A 25,233-nucleotide genomic window follows, 5' to 3' on the forward strand; every position below is an offset into this window, starting at 1 on the left:
TATGAGAGCAAAATAGCACAGAATCCCAAGGGAGGAGGAAGCAAGTTGGATTTATTTGACAAGTGTCGCAAATTCACCCGCGCCCAGGAAGCCATTGCCGAGGGTTGGTATCCTTATTTTCAAGCCATTTCATCCGGCGCCGATATTGAAGTCACCATTCGCGGCCATCGTTTAATCATGGCCGGCTCCAATAATTATCTCGGCCTCACCCAAGATCCCCGCGTCAAAGAAGCTGTCATCAAAGCCGTGCAAGAATTCGGCTCCGGCTGCACCGGTTCGCGCTTTCTCAACGGCACGCTCGAACTGCACGAAGAGCTGGAGAAGCGGCTTGCGAAATTCATGCAGCGCGAAGCGGCATTATGTTTTTCCACCGGTTTTCAAACCAACCTCGGTGTGATCAGTACGCTGGTGGGTAAAGGCGATATCATCTTCGCCGATCGCGCGAATCACGCCAGCATTGTGGACGGCTGCCGCCTCTCACTCGGCCAGGTCGTGCGTTTCCGCCACAACGACATGGATCATCTTGAGCGCCTTTTGAACAAGCATCAAGATGCTCCCGGCAAGCTCATTATCGTTGATGGCGTTTTCAGCATGGAAGGTGATATTGCTGATTTGCCCGGCCTCGTCAATCTCGCGGAAAAATATCACGCGCGCATTCTGGTGGATGATGCCCATTCCGTCGGCGTATTGGGTAAACATGGCCGCGGCACGGCCGAGCATTTCGGTTTGGAGAAAAAAGTCGATGTCGTGCTGGGCACGTTCAGCAAATCATTTGTGTCGATTGGCGGATTTGTTGCGGGTGATGCTTATGTCATTGACTACATCAAGCATCATGCGCGTTCTCTCATTTTTTCGGCGAGCATGCCGCCGGCGGCCACCGCCGCGGTGCTGGCGGCCTTGACGATCTTGGAAGAGGAGCCGCAACGCCTGGAATGGCTTTGGCGCAACGTGCACAAAGTCAAAACCGCTTTTGATGAACTCGGTTTCAACACCGGCGGAACGCAGACGCCAATCATTCCGATTCACGTCGGCGAAGACATGAAAACATTTGAATTTTGGAAATTGTTGTTCCAAAACGGCATCTTCACCAACCCCGTCATCACGCCAGCGGTGCCCGCAGGCCAGGGCTTGATTCGCACGAGTTACATGGCCACGCACACCGACGAACATCTCGATTACATCATCAGTCAATGCGCGCTTGCCGGACGGCAATTCGGCTTGATTCCCTGATCGCCATTTCGACCTTCCTGCATTTAAACTGCCACGACCGGGTCGTGGCAGAAACCTTCCTCAAAAATTTTTCGCGAAGGGAGCCGCTCGGTGTCAAAAATTGATATCATGCCTGTTGACCATGCGCAAAAACTGCGTGATTTCATTCGTTTACCCTGGCAGATTTACCGCGGCGATCCGCATTGGGTGCCGCCGCTGATTATGGACATGAAGAAGCTGCTCGATAAAAAAAAGCATCCCTTCTTTCAACATTCTCAGGCCGAGTTTTTTCTGGCGCGGCGTAATGGCAAGTATGTCGGGCGCATCGCCGCAATTCTCAACAACAATCATAATCGCTACTATCAAGACCAAACCGGCTTTTTTGGTTTCTTCGAAGCGATCAATGACCAGGAGGTTGCCAACGCTTTGTTCGAAACCGCGGCAAACTGGGTGCGGCAAAAGGGTATGAACGTGTTGCGCGGGCCGGCCAATTATTCAACCAATGAAACTGTCGGCCTACTGGTGGAGGGGTTTGATTTGCCGCCGGCAGTGATGATGACTTACAATCCGCGGTATTATGTCGAGCTGGTTGAAAAAGCCGGATTTGGCAAGGCTATGGATTTGTATGCCTGGTACATGACCACCGCCATCAGCATCAATCCCAAAATTTTGCGCATCGGCGAAAAAGTTCTTCAGGATCAAGGCATTGTTTTGCGCACGATCAATATGAAAAATTTTTGGGAGGAAGTGCAGCTCATCAAGAAAATCTACAATGACGCGTGGAGCACAAATTGGGGATTTGTGCCCATGACGGATGCCGAATTTGATTTTCTTGCCAAAGATTTAAAGCCGGTGGTCGATCCGCGTCTGGTGTTGATTGTTGAAAAAAAAGGGGAGCCGGTGGGGTTTTCTCTTTCGTTGCCCAATTTCAATCAAGCGCTGCAAAAGATCAATGGGCGGCTGCTGCCGTTTGGGATTTTCAAAGTCCTGTATCATTCCAGAAAGATCAAGACGCTGCGCGTGCTCACACTGGGTGTGATCAAAAGACTGCAGAATGTCAGCGGCATTGGCTCGGCGCTCTATATGGAAACCTACCGCCGGGGCGTCACAGCCGGTTTTGACAGCGGCGAGTTTTCCTGGACGCTTGAGAACAATGTTGCGATCAATCGCGGCATGCAATTGCTTGGCGCTGATCTCTATAAACGTTATCGCGTTTATGAAAAGCCGTTGTAGCCGAGTTTTGGAATACCACTACGCCAGCCAGTATAAAAACCGGCCGCAATTTTCGCATACCAAAACTTCCTGGTCAGTGCGGCCGTGCGCGGTGATGGAGGTGGGCACGCGCATGAAGCAGCCCAAACAGGTGTCGTCTTTTACCGGCACAATGGCGCGTTTATAGCGCGAGCGCAGACGCTCGTAGTTGTTAAACAGCGGCTTTTTGATTTTGGCCGCCAGTTCTTCGCGCGCGCGCGTCAGCGTGGCCTTGCCTTCATTGTCAACTTCGAATCCCAGTTCTTTCACATCCTCGATTTCTTTAAGCATGATATCGAGATCTTGCAATGCAACGAGGAATTCGATCGGGGTTTTGATTTTTTCAGCCATTAGTTTTTGAGAAGGTTGATGAAGTCAGAGAAGGATTTGACATTGCGGAATTTTTCACGTTCGCGGGAGTGACTCAGGATTTCGACCAGGCGGCCCAGCACCGGCAGGTACTTGTTATCGTGCTCTTGCGGCGGCGCGATAACCATGAAAACCAACTGAACCGGCTCGCCGTCCATCGCTTCCCACTCGATGCCCTTTTTGGAACAACCGAAGGCGATCATCAGCGTGGGCGCGGCCGTGCTGCGGCCGTGGGGAATTGCGATGCCGCGACCGATACCCGTGCTGCCGAGCTGCTCGCGGCGATGAATCATCTCGAGCACGATGGCGGGATTGCGCACAAACCCGCTGCTCACAAAACAATCCACCAATTCTTCCAATGCGCCGTCTTTCGACTTGGCTTGCAGCGCGGGTACGAACAACGCTTCATTAAAAAACGGCACGAGATCCAGCTTATCCATTTCCGCTCCTATGCACTTTCAAATGAGACTCCGTTCTGCTGCATGCCACCTTCATTGGCGGCCGGTGACGCTGTTGCGCCCACGATCACTTCCCGCAACGCCGGCACGATGAACACGTTTTCCAAATTCATCTGCGCCAACTCGCGCGCCAGTATTTTTATTTTCTGGCCCGCATTCAGCGCGTTGTTGACGATCATCATCGGCTTATCTTTGACGCGGCAGTAGCCTCCAACAAAATCCCCTTTTTCGTAACGCAGGGTAACACCCAAACTATCCAACAGCTTTTCCAGGCCCGGCAGAATTTCTTCTTCTTTCATAATCACAACAAATTCATTTTCTTTTTTCGTTTTAACAGCTCCACCACTTCTTTCACGTCTTGCGCATGCTCGCGCGGACACAGCAACAGCGCATCTTCCGTTTCCACCACGATCAAATCACGAATGCCCACGGCTGCCACCGTTTTTCCGGCGACATCAATCAGGCAGCCCGAGGTATTCACCAGCGCGTGATCGCCGTCACACAGGGCGTTTTGTTCCTTGTCCTTGGGCGATAATTTATACACCTCATCCCAACTGCCTAAATCATTCCATTCGAAATTCGAAAGCACAACTAAAACATTCTTGGCCTTCTCCATCACGCCGTAGTCGATCGAGATGCTTTTGATCTGCTGATACACACGCACGATGATGTCCTGTTCCTCCGGCGTCCCCAAATGCCTGGAGATCTCCAGTAAACCATCGTGAACTTGCGGCAGGTGTTCTTCAAACTGCTCGCGAATCGTGGAAATGCGCCATACAAAAATACCGCTGTTCCACAAGAAATCGCCGCTCGCCAGAAACACTTTGGCTGTTTCGAGATTGGGTTTTTCTGCAAACGTCTTGACCCGCCACGCGCTTGCCTGCCCGGCTGAAACCGTTTCCTGGCTGAACTGGATGTAGCCGTAACCCGTTGCCGGAAACGAGGGCTTGATGCCGATGGTGATCAACACTTTTTCTTCTGCGGCAATTTTCGCGGCGTTCAACAGCGTTTGGCGAAAATTCTGCTCGGCGCCGATAAGATGATCCGCCGGCAACACGATCATCACTTCATCACCGAAACGCTGTTGGATGAACAACGCGGCCAGGCCGATGCACGGCGCGGTGTTTTTGCCCTGCGGTTCGATAATGATATTTTCGCGCGGCAGCTCGGGCAACTGCCCTGCGACCGCTTCCCGATGTGACTGTTTGCAAACGATGAAAACCCGGTCCGGCGGAATGATCGGTTGCAACCGCCGCACCGTGCTTTGCAACATGGTGCCGCTGCCGATAATTTGCAGGAGTTGTTTTGGGTGATGATCTCTGCTCTTTGGCCAAAATCGCGTGCCGGCTCCACCGGCCATAATCAATGCTACCATGATGCAGCCCTCGGTTGATTCAATCCTGAATGAAAAAAGAAGATTCGCCGTAATGTCTCATCTTCTTTTGCTATAACACGAATAATGTCTAGGCCAGATTTGTTTTTGGAACAGGGCAATGTATACAACCGGCTCTAAAAAATCAAGAAGTTTCCCCACTGTTTTTTGCCCCAACGAGGAGATGGGCGGCGAACGCGCCGGCGAGTTTGCGCAACTTTGATTTTTTGAAATGATGACGTTGTTGCCACAATGCTTTAAGCAGAACTTTGTTCGACCACTCCCCTTTCAACAACGGTGGAATTGCATGTGCGGGGAAATGTGACAGCGCCTTGATTTTTTCGTTCCAGGCGTGATCATCATAATCTGCGATATGGCGATTGATAAAGGCGGCCTGTTTGAATAAGCGGCCATAACGCGCCTGCCAGGCTTTATCGTATCGCGCCAAAAACCGGGAGTCAAAACGATTCGCGCGATGCGCCTCCACCGCCATCTCACCGGCCAGCCGGCCCAACTCAATCGCAAACCGAATGCCTTCTCCCAAGAGTGTCGAAATCAAACCCGCAGCGTCGCCGACGACTAGAAGGCCGTGCGCCGAGGTTCTCTGCAGCGGCGGTGTTGCAGGAACGGTTCCAGTATGATATTCCAAAGCTGAAACGGATTTGACATGCACGCCATGAATGGCGCCGCGGCGCACATTTGCCAGCAACGCCTGCAATGCTTGTTCCGGAGCCGTGCGCGTATCCGGTTGAATCAGGCCAACGCCGATCCTAACACGATCCTCGCCGTGTGGAAAAATCCAGCCGTAACCGGCGGGGCCGGCGAGGCCGCCAAATAGCAATGCAACGGTATCTGCCGGCCAGTCATTTGTGACGATATCACATTCGGCGCCCACGCCATAACGTCGCGGGTTTTCTCGCAACCCCATCTGTTTCGCGAGCAGGCCTGCCATGCCGGTCGCATCAATTAAAAGCGGCGCCAATACTTTTTGCCCCCTGGTTATCTGCAATCCTGACGGCTTGCCATTTTCAACAATCACCCGCTCGACTCGCGTTGCTGGAAAGATTTCCGCCCCGGCTTTTATCGCGAGGCGCGCGAGGTATTGATAAAGGCCTCGCACATCGAGTACACAACTCACCGGATCGCCATACGTAAAGGTCGCTTCAGCCGCCGGCGACAAAAACCGGCCAATATGAATGGGGTGAAGGAAACGCTCGGGAATATCGAGGCGCCGCATTTCCGGCAGCCAACTGCCGCCGCTGGTGTGAATCGGATAACCGATCTCTTTGCTGCGCTCGCACAGCGCAACCCGCAAACCTCCAAGAGCAGCCGCATAGGCGGCGCTCAAACCGGCAGGGCCGCCGCCAGCCACAAGCACATCGTATTTATTTGGGGGGGGAGTCATTACACGAAACGATCATCGCTGAAGCGGTAAGTACCGAGGCGATTTCCACCGGCGCTTTGGCCGGGGTATAAACAAAAAAGCATCCGCGTGTGCGGATGCCTAATGCGCCTAAAGCGTGGCATCTAATCGTTCTTTGATTCTTTGCTTGGGCACAGCGCCGACGATTTGATCGACGACAACTCCGTTCTTGAAAATCAATAATGCCGGTATGCTGCGAATGCCGAGTTGGCCCGCGATGATTTGATTGTTATCAACATCCATCTTGGCAATTTTAGCCCGGCCTTCATACTCGCGCGCCAAATCATTGATCGCCGGAGCAATCATTTTGCACGGGCCGCACCATTCTGCCCAGAAATCCACCAGCACCGGCTTATCCGATTTCAATACTTCTTGCTCAAAATTACTGTCACTCAAAACCACGGGGTGAGACATGCGTTTCTCCTTTTCGCCTTGCGGCGTGATTCACATGATATGCAACAACATTTATTACGATATATTTTTCATTTCATGAAAACATAAAAACCTTTCGCAAAATTCCAACAGATTTTTTGTCGTATGCGAGTCAGGCTTGGACACCATGGCTCTCGGTTGCATGTTGATCCGTTGCGTCCAAGCCTGGCCGGCTAGTTACTGGCGAGGTTTGGCGACATGCACGAGTGTCGTGATCATGACATAAATCAAAACCGTGTGAATGAGAACAAGGATTTCGCCCCACAAAGGCAAATATGGCAACAATGCAGCGGCAATGCCGATGGTCGTCGCGACGAGATAAATGAACACGACAGCGCCCGCCGGCGTCATGCCCAGATCTGTCAGCCGATGCGAAAAATGGCGGCGATCGCCGCTAAAGATCGGGCGGCCTTCCTTCAGGCGAATGATGATGACGGAAAGCGTATCAAAGATAGGCAAACTCAGCACCAGCAGCGGCATGAGCGCCGGAATCATCGAGGCGCTTTGCGGCACGACGTAGCTGCTGGTGATCGACAAGGCAGCGAGCATGTATCCGATGAACAAGCTGCCGGTGTCGCCCATAAAAATTTTGGCAGGATAAAAATTGTACCGTAAAAATCCGAGCACAGCGCCAGCAAAGATGCACAAAATCATCGCCGAAAAGAATTGATCTTGAACGATCGTAATAACGAGAAACATTGCCGCAGCGATGATCGCTATGCCGGAGGAAAGCCCGTCCATGTTATCCAACAAATTAAAAGCGTTTGTAATGCCGACGATCCAAACCACGGTTACAACCGTATTGAGAAACGTCGAAGGCATCAAATCCGTTCGAACACCCGCCACAACCAGCAGCAATGCAGCTAAAATTTGGATAGCAAATTTGAGTTTATAGGAAAAATTAAGGCCGCTGCGATCATCGATAAAACCTAGAACAACCATTAACGTGCCGCCCGCACAGATTGCCAAAAGCCGGGGAAGCGTTTGCAAGAAGCGTGCGGATTCATCGGGCAGGCTTGGAAAGATTTGTGCGAACCAGGCGAGATCCTTGCACGCAAGATACGCGATGATTTGTAGGGCCATTGTAAACAGAAATGCGGCATAAATCGCCAAGCCGCCGAGCAACGGCGTCGGCTGAGAATGCGCTTTACGACCCTGCGGCAGATCAATAATGTTCAGACGAAAAGCCAGTTTCCGCGCAAGCGGCACAAACAAAAGCGCAAGCAGCAGGGAGAACAAGAAGAGATAGAAGTAAATAAAAAAGCGCATGATGAGATCCGGCTAAACCCAAGCACGCAAGGTCGAGCGTTCGCCTTTTCGCAAACGCAACAACAGCATTCGTGCGGTGCATTGTAAAACAACTCTGCTTCTGATCATCGCGGCCTCAACTCGTGATAGAGTTGTTCATGATCCTCGACCATCTTTTGTGCGCTAAATTCCTGTACGCGGGCTCGGCCGGCCTGTCCCATTTCCGTTGCACGCCGGCGATCTTGCAGAAGTTGCAACATCGCTAGGGCCAATGCCGCACGATCACCCGGCGGCACGAGTATGCCGTTTTCATTGGCGCGCACGGCTTCAACGTTGCCATCGACTGCGCTCGCAATGATCGGCAAGCCCGCAGCCATGGCTTGCGGCAGAACGCGCGGCAGCCCTTCCCACAAGGATGAGAGCACGAAAATATCAAAAGTCGTCAGCAAATCCGCAACATCGCGGCGCAGCCCGGTGAGGTGAAACCGTTTTTGCAAATCCGCTTGCGCGATCATCCCCTCCACTTCGCCGCGCAGCGGCCCGTCACCCACCATGACGAAATGCGTATCGGGCGCGCTTTGTGCAATCTCAATGGCAGCGGCAGCAAAATCTGTGGGCGCTTTCTGTGCTGATAAACGTGTCACCGTTCCAACCACCGGCGCGGTTAACGGAATATCAAACAGCGCGCGCATGCTCGCACGATCGCGTGCAGGATGCATAAAATCTTCAAGTTCAATGCCGCTGCGAATCGTGAGGTATTTTTCCTTTGTCGCAATGCGATCGGCCAGGCCTTTTTCGATATTGCGCGTTGACACCACGATGAGCCGCTGTGTGATGGCCGCGCTTATTCTTTCAAGCCAGATAAAAAGTCTCTGCACCAAAGGTTGCTGATAATCATGATGCCCCCAGCCATGAACGGTGTGAACGATCACCGGAATGCCAGCCAGCCACGCAGCCCAACGGCCCAGAATTCCGGCTTTACTGCTGTTGGTATGCACGATGTCGTAACCGCCGGCTTTCATAAAACGATATAATTTCCAAAAGGCCTTAATATCTTTTATGAGATCAAGTTCGCGCACCAGGTCCGGCAGAATCGTCAATGGAATGCCGCGCCGGCGCACGTCATCAATCAAACTGCCTTCCACACCGGTTTGCGGCCCGCTGATAACGCTAGCCTGAAAGCATTTTTTGTCCAAACCATCTGCCAACAACATGACGGTTTCTTGCGCACCGCCGACAATGAGGCGAGTGATGACATACAGCACACGAACCTTATGACGTTCAGTCATGCGTCACCGCCAGCAATATCCGGTTCAGGCGATCGGCGCATTGTTCCAACGAAAATCGTTCTTCCACCAGGCGGCGTCCTTTTTCACCCATTCGTTTGCGTAATTCCGCATCACTGATCAACATGTGTAGCGCTTGCTGCCATTCCGCGGAGGTTTCTGCCCAGAATCCATTTTCGCCGTGCGCAACGATGTCGCGATTCATGCCAACCGGCGAACACACGACTGGAATACCGACGCTCATATACTGCAATGCTTTGAAGCCGCATTTTCCGCGCGTCCAGCGATTATCCGGCATCGGCATGATGCCGATATCAAAGCCTTGCAAATCGGTAACTTCTTTTTCCAAAACCCAGGTACGGTAATTTGCCTCGAGCTTTTCAAACCGAAAGTTGCCTGCGCCGACGATTTCGATACCGATGTGGCGGCCAAATTCCGTTTGCAGGTTTTTGAGCGCCTCAGCAACGATCGCAAGATAGGGCGAAGTCGAATGGCTTCCGATCCAACCAATGATGATTGAGATGTTTGTTTTTGGTAATCGCGGCGCAAAACGCTTGACGTCGACAGGCGTTGGCAGTTGAAATGTTTTGGTGCAATACTGTCGGGCATAATCTTCAAGATAAGAATTCCCCGCAATCACGGCGTGGCAGCGCGAGATTAAATGCGGGATCTTTTGCGTGGATTTCAAAACGGCAAAGACGCGGTTGGCGGAGCTGACATGCGGCTCAAACACGGCGTCATCAAAATCATAAACCAAATTTCGGCTGAATTTTGCCACCAACCATTCCAACACGCCGGGCCCGGCGAGCGCCACTTCCCGATGCACGATGCACACGTCATAATTTTTGATTTTTGGCAACAGGCGCAACGTTCGCCACATTCCCGACAACAGGACAAAAATTTTCTGCACCATTCTGCCCGGCAGATACATTGTTTGGTATCCGGCATCATTCAGAAACGGATGAACGAAAACCTCATGGCCATTCGCTTGCAGAAAGGGCACGTATTGGTAAATGCGAAAACGGCTGCTGCCGCCCGCGCGAGGATATGGCGAAATAAAAATGATTTTCATCAATAAAACCAATGCTGCAGAAGCACTCGCCCATGGCTCAAAAGCTGCTCACGCCGATTCCGCCAATAAACCGGGCGTTCTTGAAATTTTTCAGTGATTAACAAAAAAATCAAAGCAACAAATTTCCCCAACTCGCCTACCGTAACAAGCAATTTGGCAATCACCGTTCTCAAAAAGCCGTGATGGCGGCGAAAGTAACGATACATGCTGCGGTAAAACTCCGGAAAGTTTGTCATCACAACTTGATTCGTGCTTTGGCCGCCCACATGAAAAACCCGTGCCTCAGGCAGAAATACGATTTTCCATCCGGCATTATACAGGGCACGGCACAACTCGACATCTTCGAAATACATAAAATAATCTTCATCAAAACCGGAAACAGCTTCAAAGGCTTCGCGCCGCACGGCAAGGCAGGCGCCCATAGGTTGATCGACTTCGCGTTGCTCATTATGATCCCACCAGGTCATCAAGTAACTTCCGAACCGAGAACTGCGCGGGAAAAATCGCGACCAGCCGAGTTGTTCGTAGAGCAAGGTCGCAAGCGTGGGGAATGCGCGTACCGATCCGCGCTGCAGCGTGCCATCCGGATTCAGCACGCGCGGCGCACAACCTCCGGCGCCGGGATGCGCATCCAAATAGGACACCAGCGCTGCGGCGAGATCGTTATCGACCCAGGTATCGGGATTCAAAAAAAGCAGATGACGGCCGCGCGCGTTTGTGACAGCCAGATTGTTAGCACGGCCAAACCCGACATTTGCCGGGTGGCGAAACAGGCGCACCCCAGGAAACTGCTGTGCCACAAGCGTCACGGTATCGTCGGTTGAAGCGTTGTCAAAAACAATGATCTCACACTGCACAGAGAGGAAAAATTGCTGCAACGATCGCAAGCATTTCACAATGTCATTTTGCGAATTGTACGTCACAATGATGATACTCAAATCTGGTGTGGGTTGCGCAGTTTGCCCGGCCATGAATTTTAAAACCTCAATGTAAACACGGTCGCAACATTCGGCTCGGAACTGACGCCAAGGGTGCCGTGATGCAGCCGCATGATCTGGCGCGAGAGGCTCAGGCCGATGCCGGAACCGCCTTTCTTGGTTGTAAAAAAGGGGATAAAAATTTTCTCGCGCGCCTCGGCAATAATCCCGGGGCCATTGTCTTTCACCTGAATGACGACCCGGCCGCGTTCGTCAAGCTGGGCATTCAAATCGATTCGAGCATTCCGCTGTTCGTGCACGGCCTGCATGGCATTGAGCAAAAGATTGATCAGAACCTGTTCGATCAATTCGGGGTCGGCGGTTAATTCAAGGCTGACCGGTTCAATCCGCGCATGAAAGGCGATGCCGTTATTGCGCACGCTCGCCGACATCAATTGCTGCACTTGTTTGAACAAGTTTTTGACCGGGAATACTTGAAAATTGGGCTTAGGAATGCGCGTCAAGTTGCGATAAGAATCCACAAAGTTTAGCAAACCTTCGCTGCGCTTTTGGATTGTCTGCACGGCGCTGCGCACATCGCCGAGCGTTTCGCTATCGACCACGAGGTCGCCATTTTGATCCTCACGGGCGCGCAGGAGATCTTTGACGGATGAGGCGAGCGACGAAATGGGCGTCACCGAATTCATGATTTCATGCGTGAGCACGCGAATCAAATTCTGCCATGCTTCCATCTCCTTCTCTTCCAACTCGCTTTGAATATTCTGCAATGAAACCAGCGTAAAGGTTTCATCACGCATTTTGAATTCCGTGGCATAAACCGCAAGTTGGACCACACCCTCAGCATCATCAATCTTGACCAATGCTTTTTCTCCGGCTCTTAATTGCCGCAGCACGCTCACCAACACCGGGCTGATGGGTTCCAGACCGGCAATATTTTTTAGATAAGGCACTTTTAAGAGGCGTTTCGCAGCGTTGTTGATCAAATCCACAGCGCCGTCATGCTTGAAGGCCAGCAAGCCAATGCCCACATGCTGCACGACGGTTTGCAAATAGCGAAAATGTTCCTCCTTCTCGGCGCGTGCGCGGCGAAACTCGTCTGTCACGCGGGTAAAGGCAGCCTTGAGATCGTCGAAAGAACTTCCCAGCCCGCTGCCGGTAAAACTCTGGGAGAAATCAGCATGCTGAATAGATTGCAAAAACCGCGTCAAATCCCGGTTGGTTTTTTCGACATAGTGCATTAACGCAAAAACTTGATAAAGTGCAATCGCAGCAACGATCACAATCGTTGCGAGCAGGTTCGTATGAAGTGTGAGGTAGAACAGCGTGGCAATCGTCGCGCTGAGCAGCAGCACACGCACCGCACAAACCAGCCGAAATCGTTTATAGATCATTCTCACAACCCGTATTTTTCGATGCGGCGATACAACGACATGCGCGTCAATCCCAACTCCTTTGCCGCATGACTGATGTTCCCTCCGTGCTTGCTGATGGCTTTGCGGATCACCGCTTTTTCGACTTCTTCCAAATTATAATTTTCGAATATCAAACTTTCTTCTTTTGCGTCCGCCGCGGTTAAGAAGAAATCCGAGGGTTGCAAGAGGGAAGCGTCACTCATGATGACCGCGCGTTCGATCGCGTGCTGCAATTCACGCACGTTTCCCGGCCAGGGATACTTTTCCAGCTTCTTGAGCGTCGCGGCATGCAGCCCTCTTGCCGGTTTTTGATACTTGCGCGCATAAATTTTTAGAAAATGATCGATCAAGAGCGGCAGGTCTTCCCCGCGCTCGCGTAGCGGCGGCAGGTGAATTTCAACAGTATTGATGCGGTACAACAAATCCTGACGGAATTTTTTTTCGGTTGCCAGTTGATGTATTGGCGTGTTGGTCGCGCAAATCAAGCGAATATCAAGGGGGCGCGCGATATTCGACCCCAGGCGCGTGACCTGGCGATTTTGCAGCGCAGCCAGCAGTTTCGCCTGCAGCGGCACGGACAAGTTGCCAATCTCATCCAAAAAAAGCGTGCCGCCGTGAGCAACTTCGAAACGGCCGGCGCGATCTTCTTTGGCATCCGTAAATGCGCCTTTGACATGGCCAAACAATTCGCTTTCAAACAAAGTTTCACTTAAAGCGCCCATATCCACGCTGATGAACACTTCCTGAGCGCGCGAGGACTGGCGATGCAACTCACGCGCTACCAATTCTTTGCCGGTCCCGTTTTCACCCAAAATCAAAACATTGGCGTCGGTCTTTGCGACTTTCTGAATCGTGGCAAAAACCTCCTGCATCGCCGCACACCCGCCAACGAACTCATGGAAGCGCTGGTCGAGATCGGCGCTAAGCTGCTTTTGTTGCGCTTTCAGGGCGTCGACCTGTGTTTGCGAACGCCGCAACCGCATGGCCGCAGAAAGCGTCGCCAGCAGTTTTTCGTTTTGCCAGGGTTTGAGCACGAAATCCGTAGCGCCGGCTTTGATCGCGCGCACCGCCATATCGACATCACCGAACGCGGTGATGAGCACAACGACAGCCTGGGGCTCAATCTCAAGAATGCGATCCAGCCATTGAAAGCCCTCCACCCCGCTGCTCGCATCGCGGGTAAAATTCATGTCCAACAGAATAACGTCATAGCTGGTATTCTTCAACAGTTCCGTCATGCGCTCCGGTTTTTTCTCGGTGTGTACCAACTCAAAATGCTGTTTGAGAAAGAGGCGCGCGGCGGTCAAGACATCTTCGTCATCGTCGATGACTAATATTTTTCCTACATGTTGCGGCATAGGGCAGAACGTAAGTTTAATTTGATTTTTTATGCCCATGAATCTAAGCAATAGCATGAGAAAGCAAAAGCAAAATTTACATACGGGATAGTCCAAATGATCTATTGCACGTGTCGCCTAAAACGCTAAATTGTAGCGTGGGAAATAAGAGGCAAACGAAAATTAACGCTGGCGAAAAACATGTCCATTACCGTAGCTGTTGTTGAAGACAACCCCAATCTGCTGGCCGGAACGTCGTACATTCTGCGCGCGTCCCCGAGCTATAAAGTCGTCGGCGAGTATCCTCATGCGGAGGGACTGCTCGACGAGGTTGATGACTGCAAGCCTGACGTTGTCCTGATGGATATAGGCTTGCCGGGCATGTCCGGCATTGCAGCAACTGCGGAATTGAAGCGCCGCTACCCGCATATGCAAATCATCATTCTATCAGTGTTCGAAGATGACGAGAATGTTTTCCAGGCTATTTGCGCCGGTGCGTGCGGCTATATCGCAAAACCGGTGATGCCCGCGGAATTGCTCGAGGCGGTGGAACAGGCCTTCGGCGGCTCTTCGCCCATGTCGCCCAAGATTGCGCGCAAAGTTTTGGAGTTGTTTAGAAGGCACATGCCGCCTCCCCGGGCCGATTATAACCTCACCGAACGCGAGCTGGAGGTGCTCGACTTGCTCACGCAAGGCGCCGATCACAAACAGATCGCGGAAAAACTCTTCCTCAGCCCCTATACCATCCGCGCGCATCTGCGCAATATCTACGACAAACTGCACGTTCACTCAAAATCTCAAGCCGTTGCTAAAGCGCTGCAAGAACGGCTCCTGCCCCGGAAGTAAAGCAGACTTCTCAAAAAACCCCTTGACATTCCCCCACCTGCTGTGTATATAAGCCTATCAAATTGATAGACTAAATCAATTTTATACACTACTGTGCTCTCCAAAAAAGCAAAATATGCGCTGCAAGCCCTGCTGCAACTTGCCGAAGAATACGACCGCGGCCCGGTGCTCATTGCAGACCTGGCGGAACGCGAGGGGATACCCAAAAAATTTTTGGAGCTTATCCTGCTCGAACTCAGGAACCAGGGCATTTTGCAAAGCAGAAAAGGCAAAGGGGGAGGCTATTTTCTGGGAAAGTCTCCCAAAACAATAACGCTGGGACAAGTCATCAGAATTCTTGATGGCCCGCTGGCGCCCCTCCCCTGCGTGAGCCAGACGGCTTATATGAAATGCCAGGAATGCCAGGATGAAGAGACCTGCGGCATTCGGCTTGTGATGAAACAGGTGCGCGATGCCACGGCTAAAATATTGGATACCACAAGCCTCGCCGATGTCGCCAAGCGTACGGCAGGCCTAGCGGCCAAGGCCCAAAAGAGAAAGTCCCGCACACTGTAACTTCTAGTGTTGTTCGTATTACTCTACTAATTTGATAGGATAAATTGCTTTAGTAGGATCCCCCATGACGACAAGCTCCTTTGCTCGGCAACGTTATTTCCCGCGTTCCCCCAAAAGCCGGAAACCACATTCGCGCACTCCCCTGCCATCAAAAGCACACGCCATCATTTCTTTGCTATTATTGGCTAATACGCACGCGTCCTCTAGATTAAGCACCGAGGAGAACATGGCGCCAGAAAAAGCTGAAGGCTGCGCCAGATAAATTGCATTGATGAAAATCAAAAAAGACTGCAAACGCTCGAAGATGTCACCATTAGAGTTGATGAGTAAAAACCCTGGACGGTTAATGCAAGGAGAACGGTATGCGATCATGGATTCATGTGCTTCTCTGTCTGCTGATGTTTCTTGCTGGTGGCGTGACACGCCCGGTCACGGCACAAAAGAAAATAACACTGCTCAACGTTTCCTACGATCCCACGCGCGAGCTTTATCAAGACTTCAACGCCGCCTTTGCAAAGTATTGGAAAGAAAAAACCGGCGAGCTCGCCACCATCCGGCAATCTCACGGCGGTTCGAGCAAACAGGCACGCGCCGTCATTGAGGGGTTGCAAGCCGACGTTGTAACGCTGGCATTGGCCTATGACATCGATGCCATTGCCGAGCGCTCACAATTGCTGCCGCAAGATTGGCAAAAAAGATTGCCCCACAACAGCGCACCCTACACTTCGACTCTGGCATTTCTCGTGCATAAAGGCAATCCCAAACACATCAACAATTGGGAAGATTTGATCAAGCCCGGCGTTGCCGTGATCACACCCAATCCCAAAACCTCGGGCGTGGCGCGCTGGAACTATCTTGCGGCGTGGGGTTATGCGCTCAAACTAAACAGCGGCGATCAGCGCAAAGCGCAGGAATTCATCGGCAAACTTTACAAGAATGTGCCGGTGCTCGATTCCGGCGCGCGCGGTGCTACCACGACTTTCGTCGAACGCGGGATCGGCGACGTGCTGATCAACTGGGAAAATGAACTGCTTTTGATTAAAAAACTAATCCCCGACAAATTTGAAATTATTGCGCCCTCACTCAGTATTCTCGCTGAACCCACGGTTTCACTCGTTGATAAAGTTGTTGATAAACGCAAAACGCGTGTGGTCGCACAAGCCTATCTGGAATATTTGTATTCTGAAGAAGGGCAAGAAATCGCAGCCAAAAATTTCTATCGTCCCCATTCCCCGATGGTTGCCGCAAAATATGCCGCACAATTCCCGCCGATTGAACTTTTTACAATCGCTGAGGTTTTTGGCGGCTGGCAAAAAGCGCAAAAAATCCATTTTGCCGATGGCGGAATCTTCGATCAAATCTACTTATCCGGCAAATAGAAAAGTCTGTGCAGCAGAGTTTGCCTCATCGCAGAATCAATGAGGCTGAAACAGCCTTGGGTACAATTCTCCAATACTTCAGAACTCCGGTTTTTAGGAACACAATATGGCTTTCACGCTTAAACAGCGCAGTGTTCTCCCCGGTTTTGGTTTATCGTTGGGCTATGCGCTGCTGTACCTGAGTCTGATCGTACTCATCCCATTGGCGGGAACGTTTCTAAAAACGGCAACTTTGACCTGGGCGCAGTTTTGGGAGACCGTCACAGCGCCCCGTGCACTGGCCTCCTATCGCCTCACGTTTGGCGCTGCTTTTGTTGCCGCGTTTATCAATGCCGTATTCGGCCTGGTGGTCGCCTGGGTGTTGGTGCGTTATCAGTTTCCTGGAAAACGGCTCATCGATGCGCTCGTTGATCTGCCTTTTGCATTACCGACGGCAGTCGCCGGCATTGCATTCACCGCCGTGTATTCGAGTAAGGGCTGGATTGGCCAGTATCTCGAACCGCTGGGTTTAAAAATTGCCTTCACACCACTGGGAATAATTTTGGTGCTCACCTTCATCGGCTTGCCGTTTGTCGTGCGTACCGTGCAACCGGTTTTGGAAGATATTGAGCCGGAAGTCGAGGAAGCAGCCGCGATTCTCGGCGCGCAGCGCGGGCAAACTCTCACACGCGTGATTTTGCCCGCGCTCTGGCCGGCATTAATTACCGGCTTTGCCATGGCGTTCGCGCGCGCCGTGGGTGAATACGGTTCGGTGATTTTCATCGCTGGCAATATGCCGATGCGAACGGAGATTACGCCGTTGTTGATCATCACCAAACTGGAACAGTATGACTATGCCGGAGCCACCGCCCTGGCGGTTGTCATGCTGGTGATTTCCTTCGTGCTGCTGCTTATCATCAACCTGCTGCAAGGCTGGAACAGCCGCTTTCAGCGCCGGTGATCATCAGTGACAAGGACGTGCATATGAACGAGGGCTCATTCGAACTCAGGGATCGCGGCAATCATGCGCAGGTCAGAACCGAACCGGCAATCGTGCGCAGAATTCTGATTGCAACGGCTTTGGGCTTTCTGTTTCTGTTTATCATCGTACCGCTCGCCGTCGTCTTCATTTCTGCTTTCGAGCAAGGCATTGCAGGATATTTTTCAGCCATCCGTGAACCCGATGCCCTGGCCGCGATTGGCCTTACGCTTTTGACCACGCTGATTGCCGTGCCGCTGAATCTAATCTTCGGCGTTGCGGCGGCCTGGGCCATCGCCAAATTTGATTTTGCCGGCAAAAACATTTTGATCACTCTCATCGATTTGCCGTTTTCCGTGTCTCCTGTTGTGTCCGGATTGATTTATGTTTTGATTTTCGGATTGCACGGCTGGTTGGGGACGTGGCTGAATGACCACAACATAAATATTATTTTTGCCACACCGGGCATTGCGCTGGCAACTGTCTTCGTCACCTTTCCTTTCGTCGCGCGTGAATTGATCCCATTGATGCAAGCACAAGGCGTTGAAGAAGAGGAGGCCGCGCTGTCGCTGGGCGCGGGCGGCTGGCAAACATTCTGGCGGGTCACGCTCCCGAATGTGAAATGGGGCCTGTTATACGGCGTGATTCTGTGTACCGCCCGCGCCATGGGAGAGTTCGGCGCCGTGTCAGTAGTATCCGGACATATTCGCGGCTTGACGAATACCATGACTCTGCATGTGGAAATTTTGTACAATGAATACAATTCTGCCGCCGCCTTTGCCATGGCCTCTCTGCTCACGCTGCTCGCCTTAGCGACCTTGCTCGCGAAAAGCGCGGTGGAGTGGAAAACCAAACAACAGTCAAAAACTGCGGAACGCACAATTACGGAGAAGCCTGCTGCATGAGGATCGACGTTCAAAATCTCACGAAAAAATTTGGCGCATTCACTGCGCTGAGAAACATACATCTGGAAGTAAGCTCAGGGGAATTGTTAGCCTTGCTTGGGCCTTCGGGTTGCGGGAAAACTACGCTGTTGCGCATTCTTGCCGGATTGGAATTTCCCGATAGCGGTTCCATTCGATTCGATGGTGAAGAAGCAATCAATCAAAACGTGCGCGCGCGCAAGGTCGGGTTTGTATTCCAGCACTATGCGCTGTTCCGCCATATGACGGTATTTGAGAACATCGCATTCGGCTTGCGTGTGCGCCCGCATCAAACACGTCCTTCACGCGAAGAAATCAATACAAAAGTACAAACATTGCTCAAGCTGGTGAAACTCGAGGACATGGCCACGCGCTACCCGTCCCTGCTCTCCGGCGGTCAGCGCCAACGGGTTGCGTTGGCGCGGGCTTTGGCCGTGGAGCCGCGCGTGCTTCTGCTCGACGAACCCTTCGGCGCGCTCGATGCAAAAGTGCGCCAGGAGTTGCGGCGCTGGTTGCGCCGTTTGCACGATGAGATACACATCACCAGCGTGTTTGTCACGCATGATCAAGAAGAAGCCCTCGAAGTCGCCGATCGCGTGGTGGTCATGAATGCCGGCCAAATCGAACAGATCGGCGCGCCCGAAGAAGTCTACAATCATCCGGCTACGCCGTTTGTGTATAATTTTCTCGGCAATGTCAATCTGTTTCGCGGCCGCATCGAAGACGATAAAATCTATGTTGGCGGCATGGCAATGGAGCTGCCTGCCGGCACCAAACAAGATACAGAAAGCGCGACGGTATATGTGAGACCGCATCTCCTCGACATTGAACCTCATCCCCGCCACCAAAATCATTTTCGCGCGCGCATCATGCACATCAATGCCGCCGGCCCGCAAGTCAAAATCGAATTGACTACCGAATGGGGCGATCCCGTGCATGTGGAGATCTCACAAGAACGGTACCGCATACTGGGATTACGTCGCGAGCTGGAAGTTTTTGTTACGCCAAAAGAAAAGAACGCGCCGGCACACGGAAACTAGTGGATTGACCGGCCTTAAATCTCGGCACGCTCAAACTTCAAATCTATATCTAATTTTGTTGTTTCGCCTGGACGATAACGCCTCTTGTTTTCTCAGCCTCACTCATTTGTTCTATTTTGCACATTTATCCCCTCCCTGCCAGTTATTTCCATAGTCCCTTTGTTCTAATTTAGTCAGCCACCGGCAACCGCTTGAGAAAGGCGCCGTAAGAGTCGCGTGAAAATTGGGTGATGCCAAAAGCACAGAATTTCCTTCACCCTAAGAATTAAATTGAAAAGCGGAGAACGAACATGAGTGCATACAGACTTTCTACGTTGCACCGGCGCCCAGCGATCATCGTGCTGACCATGTGTTTAATGTTTGCGCTTCTTGCAAGCGGATGCAGAAAGAATCCTACGGCGGTTGACCCGGATGACAACAATGGCCCGGACACACCGCGCACGCCAGTACCCACTGCGCTGGTCGGCGCATGGTATAGCGGAACAGTTTCGGATGTCAATTTTTACGATCGCGCTACCGGGCAATTTGGCTCGCCCTCTGGCACTGGCATTTTCTTGAAGCTGTCGGCAGAGGGTTATTATGAGAAAGGCGTGTTGTTGCAATCGTCTTTGTACAATTGTACCATGACATTTTTTGCCTACAATTCCGGAACAATAACGTTCAAGGATTCGACGATTACACTCTACCCGACGTACGGGAGGATAAAAAGCAGTGACAATTGTGTTGCCGAAAACAACTACCTCAAGAACGATCAACTCGTGACCGAAACGATTATTGCGAAACTCGGAGAAGATGAGTGGGGAAACGAAACCCTGTGGTTGCGCTATCCTGAAAGCAATCCTTCGGCATTCCATCGCAAATAGCCTCGCCGGCGCGCCGTTGGAATATGTCAATCGCTCGATCTCAAATTAGTCCATTCGTTCTATTTTGCCGAACGGACGTTTCGATTAAGTTTGCCTCAACGCCAGGTAAGTAGCATCTTTTTAAGCCACACAAAATTCAAAACAATTGCAGAACAGGAGGATACCTTGCAAAGACTCATCTTGACCACGATCTTTGGAATTGTAGCGATGGTCTTCATTGCCTATGCAGAAAAATTAGCAAGTCACAACGAGACGGGCTTGATCGAACGGGGCAATTATCTTGTTACCACGATGGGGTGCGGCGACTGCCACACGCCCTGGAAAATGGGAGCAAACGGCCCCAAACCGGATAGTACGCGTTTGTTGTCTGGCCATCCCGAACATGCTCTCTACCCCATGTGGAGCCCGGCTGATTTTCAGCGCAATGCGATAGCGCTAGTCAATCCGACCAACACGGCGTGGGCCGGTCCCTGGGGCGTCAGTTTCACGGCGAATCTCACGCCCGACACTTCAACCGGCATCGGTGAATGGAAAGAAGAGACGTTCATCAGCGCGATTCGCACGGGTAAACATCAAGGCTATGCCAATGCGCGCGATATCTTGCCGCCCATGCCGTGGCCGGCATACCGCAACTTGACAGACGAAGATTTATCAGCAATCTGGGCTTATTTGCGCTCGATTCCGCCCGTGAAAAATCAAGTGCCGCTGCCGATACCTCCTGGACAAGAAATAACGGCAGAGTAATATCGAATATTTCATTTTCATGGGTAATGACGCATCTCGTCGCCTGAATCGAAAATCTCGGCATCAGAATGAATTTTGCATGATCTAATCGTTTTGTTTTGAACTTTCAGGCTCATGCTTAGGAAATTGTTATGCACTGCCCACACTGCATGTTTGAATATCCCGGCAACTATCAATTTTGTGGCGATTGCGGCGCTCACTTGAGCCGTATAAACGAAAATTCAATCACTCGTCTCGCACATGAACCGTTGTCGTTTCCACTTGAACAGGCAAAAGCACAACGTGTTCAGACTTTCGGACTCAAGGCGCTGGGCATGTTTCCACGCATAAGCTGCCGGAGCCGACTGTTTTAGTCGATGCTTCAATTAGCCCCGTTGTGATGCGGCTCTGATTTATGTAGCAAAATAGTTCATTTGTTCTAACAACTCTCAAATCGAGTTGCCGTATCAACGATCACAAAAAACATCCTGATTGGCAATGCAAGATTCAGCCCGAGTATTGGCTCATATGAACACGTCATCACCTCGCAAAACAGGAATCTTATGCAGCACGCGGGAAACGGCGACATTGGTAAGTGAATTAAATTGTATCATCACAACTCAACTACTCAATCAGAAGGAGAACACATGAAGAAGACAGTTTTGGTTTTAGCCCTGATCACAATTGTACAAGGCAGTTCGATGGCTTTGGCGCAAGAAAAGAAACTCACCTTTCATGCGGCCGGCGGCGCCAGCGCACCGCTCAGCAATCAAACCTTCCGGGATACGTTCAGCGTGGGTGCGAATGGCAGCATCGGTCTTGATGTGCGTGTTTCGCCGAAACTCGTGGTGGGCCCGGAGTTGGGATACAGCGCGTTTGGACTTGATCGTGAAGGTTTTTTGAAGTTGAACGAGGTCGAGGACACCGATGACATTAAGATCAAGGGCGGCGAAATGAGCGTGGCCGGGATTCTGGGCATTGCCAAGTTTCATCTCAACACCGTTGAAGCCAACACCGGGTTCAACCTGGTTGCGGGCGCCGGCTTGTCGGCCTCGCGCATTGCGAAAATTGCAATCGAAACGCCGGAGGGCGATTTTGAGATCGCTTCAGAATCGGCATCACAATTTGAAATCTTTGATCGCGGCTTTGTCAAGGAATAGCTTTTACGATTTCACCCTTGGGCAAATAGTCAGGATGAATTTGCAGGTGAGCGGATTTTTTCGTCAACACTGGCCTGGCCAGAGCTTTGGTCGAAGCCGATCCAGCGAGTTCATAAATACACAAGTAGATTGGAAGACCAGAGGTTCTGATTGTTTCTTGCAGCACCTGCGCCACGCGATCTTCTATGTCTTCGGGAAAAAGCTCTTCTACAGACTGCCGGTTTTCAGCTTTTCTTTTATCGGTCAATGCGCGCTTGATCTTCTCGTCTGGCCAACCCTTCCTGCGATACTTTTCGAGCACGTGCATTTCAAGCTTAGCTGCCTTGCGCGCAGACTCCTGTTCTTGATCGTCATCCTGCTCGAAGTAGTGCCCGGCAAGGCAACAAGAGCAGCCCTCAGGAATTCCGATGAGGTATGCCGCATAATTCGCGGGCAGCTTTCCGGCCAATTGTGTGCTCGTACACTTTATGACCGCAAGCATCCTCAAAGAACGCCGGACGAAACGCACCACATTGGGGTCTTTCGGAAAACCGATTTCGAGGAAGTAACACATACTGGCTCTGGTCTTCTTTTTTTGGTTCCAGCTTGCCTGGGTTATGGGATTACATCTTGCCCATCACGGTGTAAGCTGTTTCCTCAGAGTTACGTTCCAATACTTTCTTTCCGTGGCGTTGCCTGCTTCATCGTAAAAGATCGCCTTCTTCTGATGCGGCTCATCAATGGGCACATAACCAAGGCGCTCGTACAAAGCCAACGCGCGAGGATTATCGACGGGATCAACACCAACGTGCATCACACTGTGCCCAAACGCGACTGCCAGCTCTTCCATACGCGCAATCATGCTTGTTCCGATGCCCATGGAACGAAAGCGCTGCGCCACGTACAAATCACTGATCTTCGGGATGTGCGACTTGGGCGAGCCTTGTGAGGGCTGGCGCAAGAACAGCATGGCAAACGCACGGATTTCGTTATCCTGTTCATAGACCAGAAACCGGATGCCCTCGCCATCGGCCTCGCGCAGATAGCGCTGAAGTTGCGTGGGGGCATTGCGTAGTTTGGTTAATTCGCTTATGTCTGATTGGGTTGCGTCACGGATGAGGAACATCAGTGCAAAATTGTTTTGAGCTGTGAAAAACTGCTCGGCCAACTCGCGGTTCTCAGAGACTAATCCGCAGCCCTTGATTGAGTTCCAGATGACCCATAGCGATCAGGTCTTCTATCTGATGTTCCTTGATATGTGGCTAAGGGCTTCCATTTTTGACTTGAACATGTCACTTATCAACTTCAAGTTGTTCGCCTTGTTTTGCATTTTCTTCTGCTGGATTAGAAGCCGAATTTCTTTCGAACTCTCTGGATCACTCGCCGCCATTGCTTCTAATTCTGCAATTTCTTTTCGATCTTCTTCAAGTATGGTCTGGAAGTCACCGTCTCCGCTATAATCTGAGTTGGGTGTTCCTGTTGGTTGCGCGTGGGGTTGTTGTACCGGTAGTTCTGGTTCACGCAGCCCAGGACGGGTTCGAAGGCGATCATCCCGCTTTTTTTTCATCTCTTCCTCGGAACCCCAAAACCCAGATACTCTCCCCAATTCGATATAAGTATTAAACCCCTGTTCATTCGCCTGCACAAAAATAGGATTTATTGATTCCGGTAGCTGTGGACAAACGAATTGAACATATGCCATCTCTATGAACATAACACCAAAAAGTAAGGAAATCTCTTTCACGCTGAGCATCTCGTAAAATTCGCTACTTAAGTTACTGTAAATTTTTTTCCTATACAGCAGTTCCGCCAATCCTCTGAAAAGGAGCACGGCCTGTTCAGCAGTATAATCATCCACCCGCATATCAATGCGTCTGCGCGGTAGTTCTAACCCAAGCTTCTCACGTATTTGCTGCACAGCGTTAAACATCGGCCTGAGATGGGCACCTTCAGCTTTAGCAGAGACCTCCTCAAGATCATAAATTATCAATTGACGCCAGTAATCGATTAGAGACTCGTTCCCCCACTTCGCACCTAGCTGCCGAACGAGTGCAACGGGAAAAAGAATGGCCCCTACAGTTTGCTCATCATTTAACGACTCATAAAACATCTGACGCAGAAAATTTCGCTTGTCTTCTGCAAGCTTTACATTGAAGATTGCCTCTACAAACGAGACGAAATCCATAAAAGCTTTACGGTCCTCTTCATTATCAAAGTCTTCAACATCTTCAGCATTCTTTTCAGATAGCAAATCGGATTTTTCGCTTTGAGGAGTAACAACTGGCGTGGCTGCGACGGTCGCAATGGACGGTGCAGAACTGGGTACCCGCACTGCCGAGGAGGCACTTGTGGGTTCCCAAGCGGAGCAGGAGTGATGCGGGTTATGCATAAGACAGATGACATACTCTTCATCCGCTGAGAGCTTGCCGCAATAGTCCAAGTAATTTGGCCTGGTCAAAAGCCTGCCCTTCGCGTTGTATGCGCCAGAGATTTCAAAAGCTTTGCGAGAGGCAACACCTTCCCGATGTTTGTTGAGCAAATTGTCTGAGGTAGAGGTTGAACTCCCTGTAGCGCTACTTTGTCTGGCCATACTCCCGTAAGCTTCCTCCATTTTTTGATCCCTTGCCACACCTTGTGGCGTGATGCGATGCACACAAGTTTTACAACTATTCGTTGGGGGACTCCCGGCCTTGAAGTCTGTGCAGCGACCGCCAAAATTCTTTACTCCACAAATTAGATAGATTTCCTCCTTCTCCCGAAGACCACAAAACTCCGACATAACCGGACGAAAACCCCAAGCTTCGTCGTTAGCGTTTTCTCTTTTTGTTTTAACCTGTGCCTCGGAGCCTTTCTGCTGACTCTCGTCCTCACCAATTTTGTTCAGCGCGGTGGAGATGGCGGCGTCAGTGGTGCCGATTACCTGAACGAATAACTGGCTTGCCGGCTTGATCCGGCGAAAATGAATACATTGCTGGCAGATACCCATGATATGTCTCCTTA

27 protein-coding genes are annotated in these 25,233 nt (G+C 51.3%); 11 read left to right on the forward strand and 16 right to left on the reverse strand.

Annotated features, from left to right (window positions below; genetic code table 11):
• The first annotated feature begins 45 nt into the window (after nucleotides 1-45).
• Nucleotides 46-1,230, forward strand: coding sequence for a pyridoxal phosphate-dependent aminotransferase family protein (locus tag FBQ85_00110; protein ID MDL1873565.1), 1,185 nt, complete (start codon nucleotides 46-48; stop codon nucleotides 1,228-1,230).
• 108 nt (nucleotides 1,231-1,338) lie between these two features.
• Nucleotides 1,339-2,442 (forward strand): N-acetyltransferase, encoded by a 1,104-nt coding sequence (locus tag FBQ85_00115; protein ID MDL1873566.1) that lies wholly within the window; start codon nucleotides 1,339-1,341, stop codon nucleotides 2,440-2,442.
• Between the two features lie 18 nt (nucleotides 2,443-2,460).
• On the opposite strand, the gene FBQ85_00120 is transcribed toward FBQ85_00115, so the two are convergent.
• From FBQ85_00120 to FBQ85_00175, 12 genes are all read right to left on the reverse strand, one after another.
• The gene (locus FBQ85_00120) at nucleotides 2,461-2,811 is read right to left on the reverse strand and encodes a hypothetical protein (protein ID MDL1873567.1); all 351 of its coding nucleotides are present in this window, start codon (nucleotides 2,809-2,811) and stop codon (nucleotides 2,461-2,463) included.
• Nucleotides 2,811-3,269: a PTS sugar transporter subunit IIA gene (locus FBQ85_00125; GenBank protein ID MDL1873568.1), complete on the reverse strand. Its 459-nt coding sequence runs from the start codon at nucleotides 3,267-3,269 to the stop codon at nucleotides 2,811-2,813. The genes FBQ85_00120 and FBQ85_00125 overlap by 1 nt, the downstream gene beginning before the upstream one ends.
• 8 nt (nucleotides 3,270-3,277) lie before the next feature.
• Nucleotides 3,278-3,667 (reverse strand): hypothetical protein, encoded by a 390-nt coding sequence (locus FBQ85_00130; protein MDL1873569.1) that lies wholly within the window; start codon nucleotides 3,665-3,667, stop codon nucleotides 3,278-3,280.
• Complete coding sequence (locus FBQ85_00135; GenBank protein ID MDL1873570.1) at nucleotides 3,589-4,662, reverse strand: mannose-1-phosphate guanylyltransferase; 1,074 nt, start codon at nucleotides 4,660-4,662, stop codon at nucleotides 3,589-3,591. The genes FBQ85_00130 and FBQ85_00135 overlap by 79 nt, the downstream gene beginning before the upstream one ends.
• A gap of 142 nt (nucleotides 4,663-4,804) precedes the next feature.
• The gene (locus FBQ85_00140; protein MDL1873571.1) at nucleotides 4,805-6,064 is read right to left on the reverse strand and encodes an NAD(P)/FAD-dependent oxidoreductase; all 1,260 of its coding nucleotides are present in this window, start codon (nucleotides 6,062-6,064) and stop codon (nucleotides 4,805-4,807) included.
• 108 nt (nucleotides 6,065-6,172) lie between these two features.
• Nucleotides 6,173-6,496, reverse strand: coding sequence for a thioredoxin (gene trxA / locus FBQ85_00145; protein ID MDL1873572.1), 324 nt, complete (start codon nucleotides 6,494-6,496; stop codon nucleotides 6,173-6,175).
• Between the two features lie 195 nt (nucleotides 6,497-6,691).
• Nucleotides 6,692-7,783, reverse strand: coding sequence for an undecaprenyl/decaprenyl-phosphate alpha-N-acetylglucosaminyl 1-phosphate transferase (locus FBQ85_00150; GenBank protein ID MDL1873573.1), 1,092 nt, complete (start codon nucleotides 7,781-7,783; stop codon nucleotides 6,692-6,694).
• A 104-nt stretch (nucleotides 7,784-7,887) separates the two neighbouring features.
• Nucleotides 7,888-9,051 carry a glycosyltransferase family 4 protein gene (locus FBQ85_00155; protein MDL1873574.1) on the reverse strand — a complete coding sequence of 388 codons (1,164 nt, stop codon included), beginning with the start codon at nucleotides 9,049-9,051 and terminating at the stop codon, nucleotides 7,888-7,890.
• A complete protein-coding gene (locus tag FBQ85_00160; GenBank protein ID MDL1873575.1) occupies nucleotides 9,044-10,120 on the reverse strand; it encodes a glycosyltransferase family 4 protein in 1,077 nt (358 codons plus the stop codon). The genes FBQ85_00155 and FBQ85_00160 overlap by 8 nt, the downstream gene beginning before the upstream one ends.
• Nucleotides 10,120-11,091, reverse strand: a complete 972-nt coding sequence (locus tag FBQ85_00165) for a glycosyltransferase (GenBank protein ID MDL1873576.1) — start codon at nucleotides 11,089-11,091, stop codon at nucleotides 10,120-10,122. The genes FBQ85_00160 and FBQ85_00165 overlap by 1 nt, the downstream gene beginning before the upstream one ends.
• A gap of 5 nt (nucleotides 11,092-11,096) precedes the next feature.
• A complete protein-coding gene (locus FBQ85_00170) occupies nucleotides 11,097-12,449 on the reverse strand; it encodes a GHKL domain-containing protein (GenBank protein MDL1873577.1) in 1,353 nt (450 codons plus the stop codon).
• Between the two features lie 2 nt (nucleotides 12,450-12,451).
• Complete coding sequence (locus tag FBQ85_00175) at nucleotides 12,452-13,828, reverse strand: sigma-54-dependent Fis family transcriptional regulator (protein ID MDL1873578.1); 1,377 nt, start codon at nucleotides 13,826-13,828, stop codon at nucleotides 12,452-12,454.
• Nucleotides 13,829-14,008: 180 nt separating this feature from the next.
• Here FBQ85_00175 and FBQ85_00180 point away from each other — a divergent pair, with 180 nt between their 5' ends.
• Nucleotides 14,009-14,653: a response regulator transcription factor gene (locus tag FBQ85_00180; GenBank protein MDL1873579.1), complete on the forward strand. Its 645-nt coding sequence runs from the start codon at nucleotides 14,009-14,011 to the stop codon at nucleotides 14,651-14,653.
• 93 nt (nucleotides 14,654-14,746) lie between these two features.
• A complete protein-coding gene (locus FBQ85_00185) occupies nucleotides 14,747-15,208 on the forward strand; it encodes an Rrf2 family transcriptional regulator (protein MDL1873580.1) in 462 nt (153 codons plus the stop codon).
• Between the two features lie 93 nt (nucleotides 15,209-15,301).
• Here FBQ85_00185 and FBQ85_00190 read toward each other — a convergent pair whose 3' ends face one another.
• Entirely contained in the window at nucleotides 15,302-15,580 is a 279-nt protein-coding gene (locus tag FBQ85_00190; protein MDL1873581.1) for a hypothetical protein, read from the reverse strand.
• On the opposite strand from FBQ85_00190, the gene FBQ85_00195 reads away from it, so the two are divergent.
• From FBQ85_00195 to FBQ85_00225, 7 genes are all read left to right on the forward strand, one after another.
• Nucleotides 15,571-16,587: a sulfate ABC transporter substrate-binding protein gene (locus tag FBQ85_00195; protein ID MDL1873582.1), complete on the forward strand. Its 1,017-nt coding sequence runs from the start codon at nucleotides 15,571-15,573 to the stop codon at nucleotides 16,585-16,587. The two genes, FBQ85_00190 and FBQ85_00195, sit on opposite strands and share 10 nt — an antisense overlap.
• A gap of 106 nt (nucleotides 16,588-16,693) precedes the next feature.
• Nucleotides 16,694-17,527 (forward strand): sulfate ABC transporter permease subunit CysT, encoded by an 834-nt coding sequence (cysT, locus tag FBQ85_00200; GenBank protein ID MDL1873583.1) that lies wholly within the window; start codon nucleotides 16,694-16,696, stop codon nucleotides 17,525-17,527.
• Nucleotides 17,528-17,550: 23 nt separating this feature from the next.
• On the forward strand, nucleotides 17,551-18,450 hold the full coding sequence (gene cysW / locus FBQ85_00205; GenBank protein ID MDL1873584.1) for a sulfate ABC transporter permease subunit CysW: 900 nt from the start codon (nucleotides 17,551-17,553) through the stop codon (nucleotides 18,448-18,450).
• Complete coding sequence (locus tag FBQ85_00210) at nucleotides 18,447-19,508, forward strand: sulfate ABC transporter ATP-binding protein (protein MDL1873585.1); 1,062 nt, start codon at nucleotides 18,447-18,449, stop codon at nucleotides 19,506-19,508. The genes cysW and FBQ85_00210 overlap by 4 nt, the downstream gene beginning before the upstream one ends.
• A 290-nt stretch (nucleotides 19,509-19,798) precedes the next feature.
• A complete protein-coding gene (locus tag FBQ85_00215) occupies nucleotides 19,799-20,371 on the forward strand; it encodes a hypothetical protein (GenBank protein MDL1873586.1) in 573 nt (190 codons plus the stop codon).
• Nucleotides 20,372-20,536: 165 nt separating this feature from the next.
• The gene (locus FBQ85_00220) at nucleotides 20,537-21,115 is read left to right on the forward strand and encodes a cytochrome c (protein MDL1873587.1); all 579 of its coding nucleotides are present in this window, start codon (nucleotides 20,537-20,539) and stop codon (nucleotides 21,113-21,115) included.
• A 626-nt stretch (nucleotides 21,116-21,741) separates the two neighbouring features.
• Nucleotides 21,742-22,254, forward strand: a complete 513-nt coding sequence (locus FBQ85_00225) for a hypothetical protein (GenBank protein MDL1873588.1) — start codon at nucleotides 21,742-21,744, stop codon at nucleotides 22,252-22,254.
• On the opposite strand, the gene FBQ85_00230 is transcribed toward FBQ85_00225, so the two are convergent.
• The 3 genes from FBQ85_00230 to FBQ85_00240 all read right to left on the reverse strand — a co-directional run bounded on the left by FBQ85_00230 (nucleotide 22,244) and on the right by FBQ85_00240 (nucleotide 25,219).
• Nucleotides 22,244-22,807, reverse strand: a complete 564-nt coding sequence (locus tag FBQ85_00230) for a hypothetical protein (GenBank protein ID MDL1873589.1) — start codon at nucleotides 22,805-22,807, stop codon at nucleotides 22,244-22,246. The two genes, FBQ85_00225 and FBQ85_00230, sit on opposite strands and share 11 nt — an antisense overlap.
• A 63-nt stretch (nucleotides 22,808-22,870) precedes the next feature.
• Complete coding sequence (locus FBQ85_00235) at nucleotides 22,871-23,401, reverse strand: GNAT family N-acetyltransferase (protein ID MDL1873590.1); 531 nt, start codon at nucleotides 23,399-23,401, stop codon at nucleotides 22,871-22,873.
• A 69-nt stretch (nucleotides 23,402-23,470) separates the two neighbouring features.
• Entirely contained in the window at nucleotides 23,471-25,219 is a 1,749-nt protein-coding gene (locus FBQ85_00240) for a hypothetical protein (protein MDL1873591.1), read from the reverse strand.
• Between the last annotated feature and the right edge of the window lie 14 nt (nucleotides 25,220-25,233).

The organism is Cytophagia bacterium CHB2, from assembly GCA_030263535.1.
Classification (GTDB): domain Bacteria; phylum Zhuqueibacterota; class Zhuqueibacteria; order Zhuqueibacterales; family Zhuqueibacteraceae; genus Coneutiohabitans.

Coding starts and splice junctions, on each gene's coding strand:
- FBQ85_00195 (MDL1873582.1), top strand. CDS start 15,571: ATGCGATCATGGATTCATGTGCTTCTCTGTCTGCTGATGTTTCTTGCT.
- FBQ85_00190 (MDL1873581.1), bottom strand. CDS start 15,580: ATGATCGCATACCGTTCTCCTTGCATTAACCGTCCAGGGTTTTTACTC.
- FBQ85_00135 (MDL1873570.1), bottom strand. CDS start 4,662: ATGGTAGCATTGATTATGGCCGGTGGAGCCGGCACGCGATTTTGGCCA.
- FBQ85_00160 (MDL1873575.1), bottom strand. CDS start 10,120: ATGAAAATCATTTTTATTTCGCCATATCCTCGCGCGGGCGGCAGCAGC.
- FBQ85_00115 (MDL1873566.1), top strand. CDS start 1,339: ATGCCTGTTGACCATGCGCAAAAACTGCGTGATTTCATTCGTTTACCC.
- FBQ85_00125 (MDL1873568.1), bottom strand. CDS start 3,269: ATGGATAAGCTGGATCTCGTGCCGTTTTTTAATGAAGCGTTGTTCGTA.
- cysT (MDL1873583.1), top strand. CDS start 16,694: ATGGCTTTCACGCTTAAACAGCGCAGTGTTCTCCCCGGTTTTGGTTTA.
- FBQ85_00155 (MDL1873574.1), bottom strand. CDS start 9,051: ATGACTGAACGTCATAAGGTTCGTGTGCTGTATGTCATCACTCGCCTC.
- FBQ85_00150 (MDL1873573.1), bottom strand. CDS start 7,783: ATGCGCTTTTTTATTTACTTCTATCTCTTCTTGTTCTCCCTGCTGCTT.
- FBQ85_00175 (MDL1873578.1), bottom strand. CDS start 13,828: ATGCCGCAACATGTAGGAAAAATATTAGTCATCGACGATGACGAAGAT.
- FBQ85_00120 (MDL1873567.1), bottom strand. CDS start 2,811: ATGGCTGAAAAAATCAAAACCCCGATCGAATTCCTCGTTGCATTGCAA.
- FBQ85_00215 (MDL1873586.1), top strand. CDS start 19,799: ATGAGTGCATACAGACTTTCTACGTTGCACCGGCGCCCAGCGATCATC.
- FBQ85_00170 (MDL1873577.1), bottom strand. CDS start 12,449: ATGATCTATAAACGATTTCGGCTGGTTTGTGCGGTGCGTGTGCTGCTG.
- FBQ85_00180 (MDL1873579.1), top strand. CDS start 14,009: ATGTCCATTACCGTAGCTGTTGTTGAAGACAACCCCAATCTGCTGGCC.
- FBQ85_00210 (MDL1873585.1), top strand. CDS start 18,447: ATGAGGATCGACGTTCAAAATCTCACGAAAAAATTTGGCGCATTCACT.
- FBQ85_00230 (MDL1873589.1), bottom strand. CDS start 22,807: ATGTGTTACTTCCTCGAAATCGGTTTTCCGAAAGACCCCAATGTGGTG.
- FBQ85_00165 (MDL1873576.1), bottom strand. CDS start 11,091: ATGGCCGGGCAAACTGCGCAACCCACACCAGATTTGAGTATCATCATT.
- FBQ85_00140 (MDL1873571.1), bottom strand. CDS start 6,064: ATGACTCCCCCCCCAAATAAATACGATGTGCTTGTGGCTGGCGGCGGC.
- cysW (MDL1873584.1), top strand. CDS start 17,551: ATGAACGAGGGCTCATTCGAACTCAGGGATCGCGGCAATCATGCGCAG.
- trxA (MDL1873572.1), bottom strand. CDS start 6,496: ATGTCTCACCCCGTGGTTTTGAGTGACAGTAATTTTGAGCAAGAAGTA.
- FBQ85_00240 (MDL1873591.1), bottom strand. CDS start 25,219: ATGGGTATCTGCCAGCAATGTATTCATTTTCGCCGGATCAAGCCGGCA.
- FBQ85_00225 (MDL1873588.1), top strand. CDS start 21,742: ATGAAGAAGACAGTTTTGGTTTTAGCCCTGATCACAATTGTACAAGGC.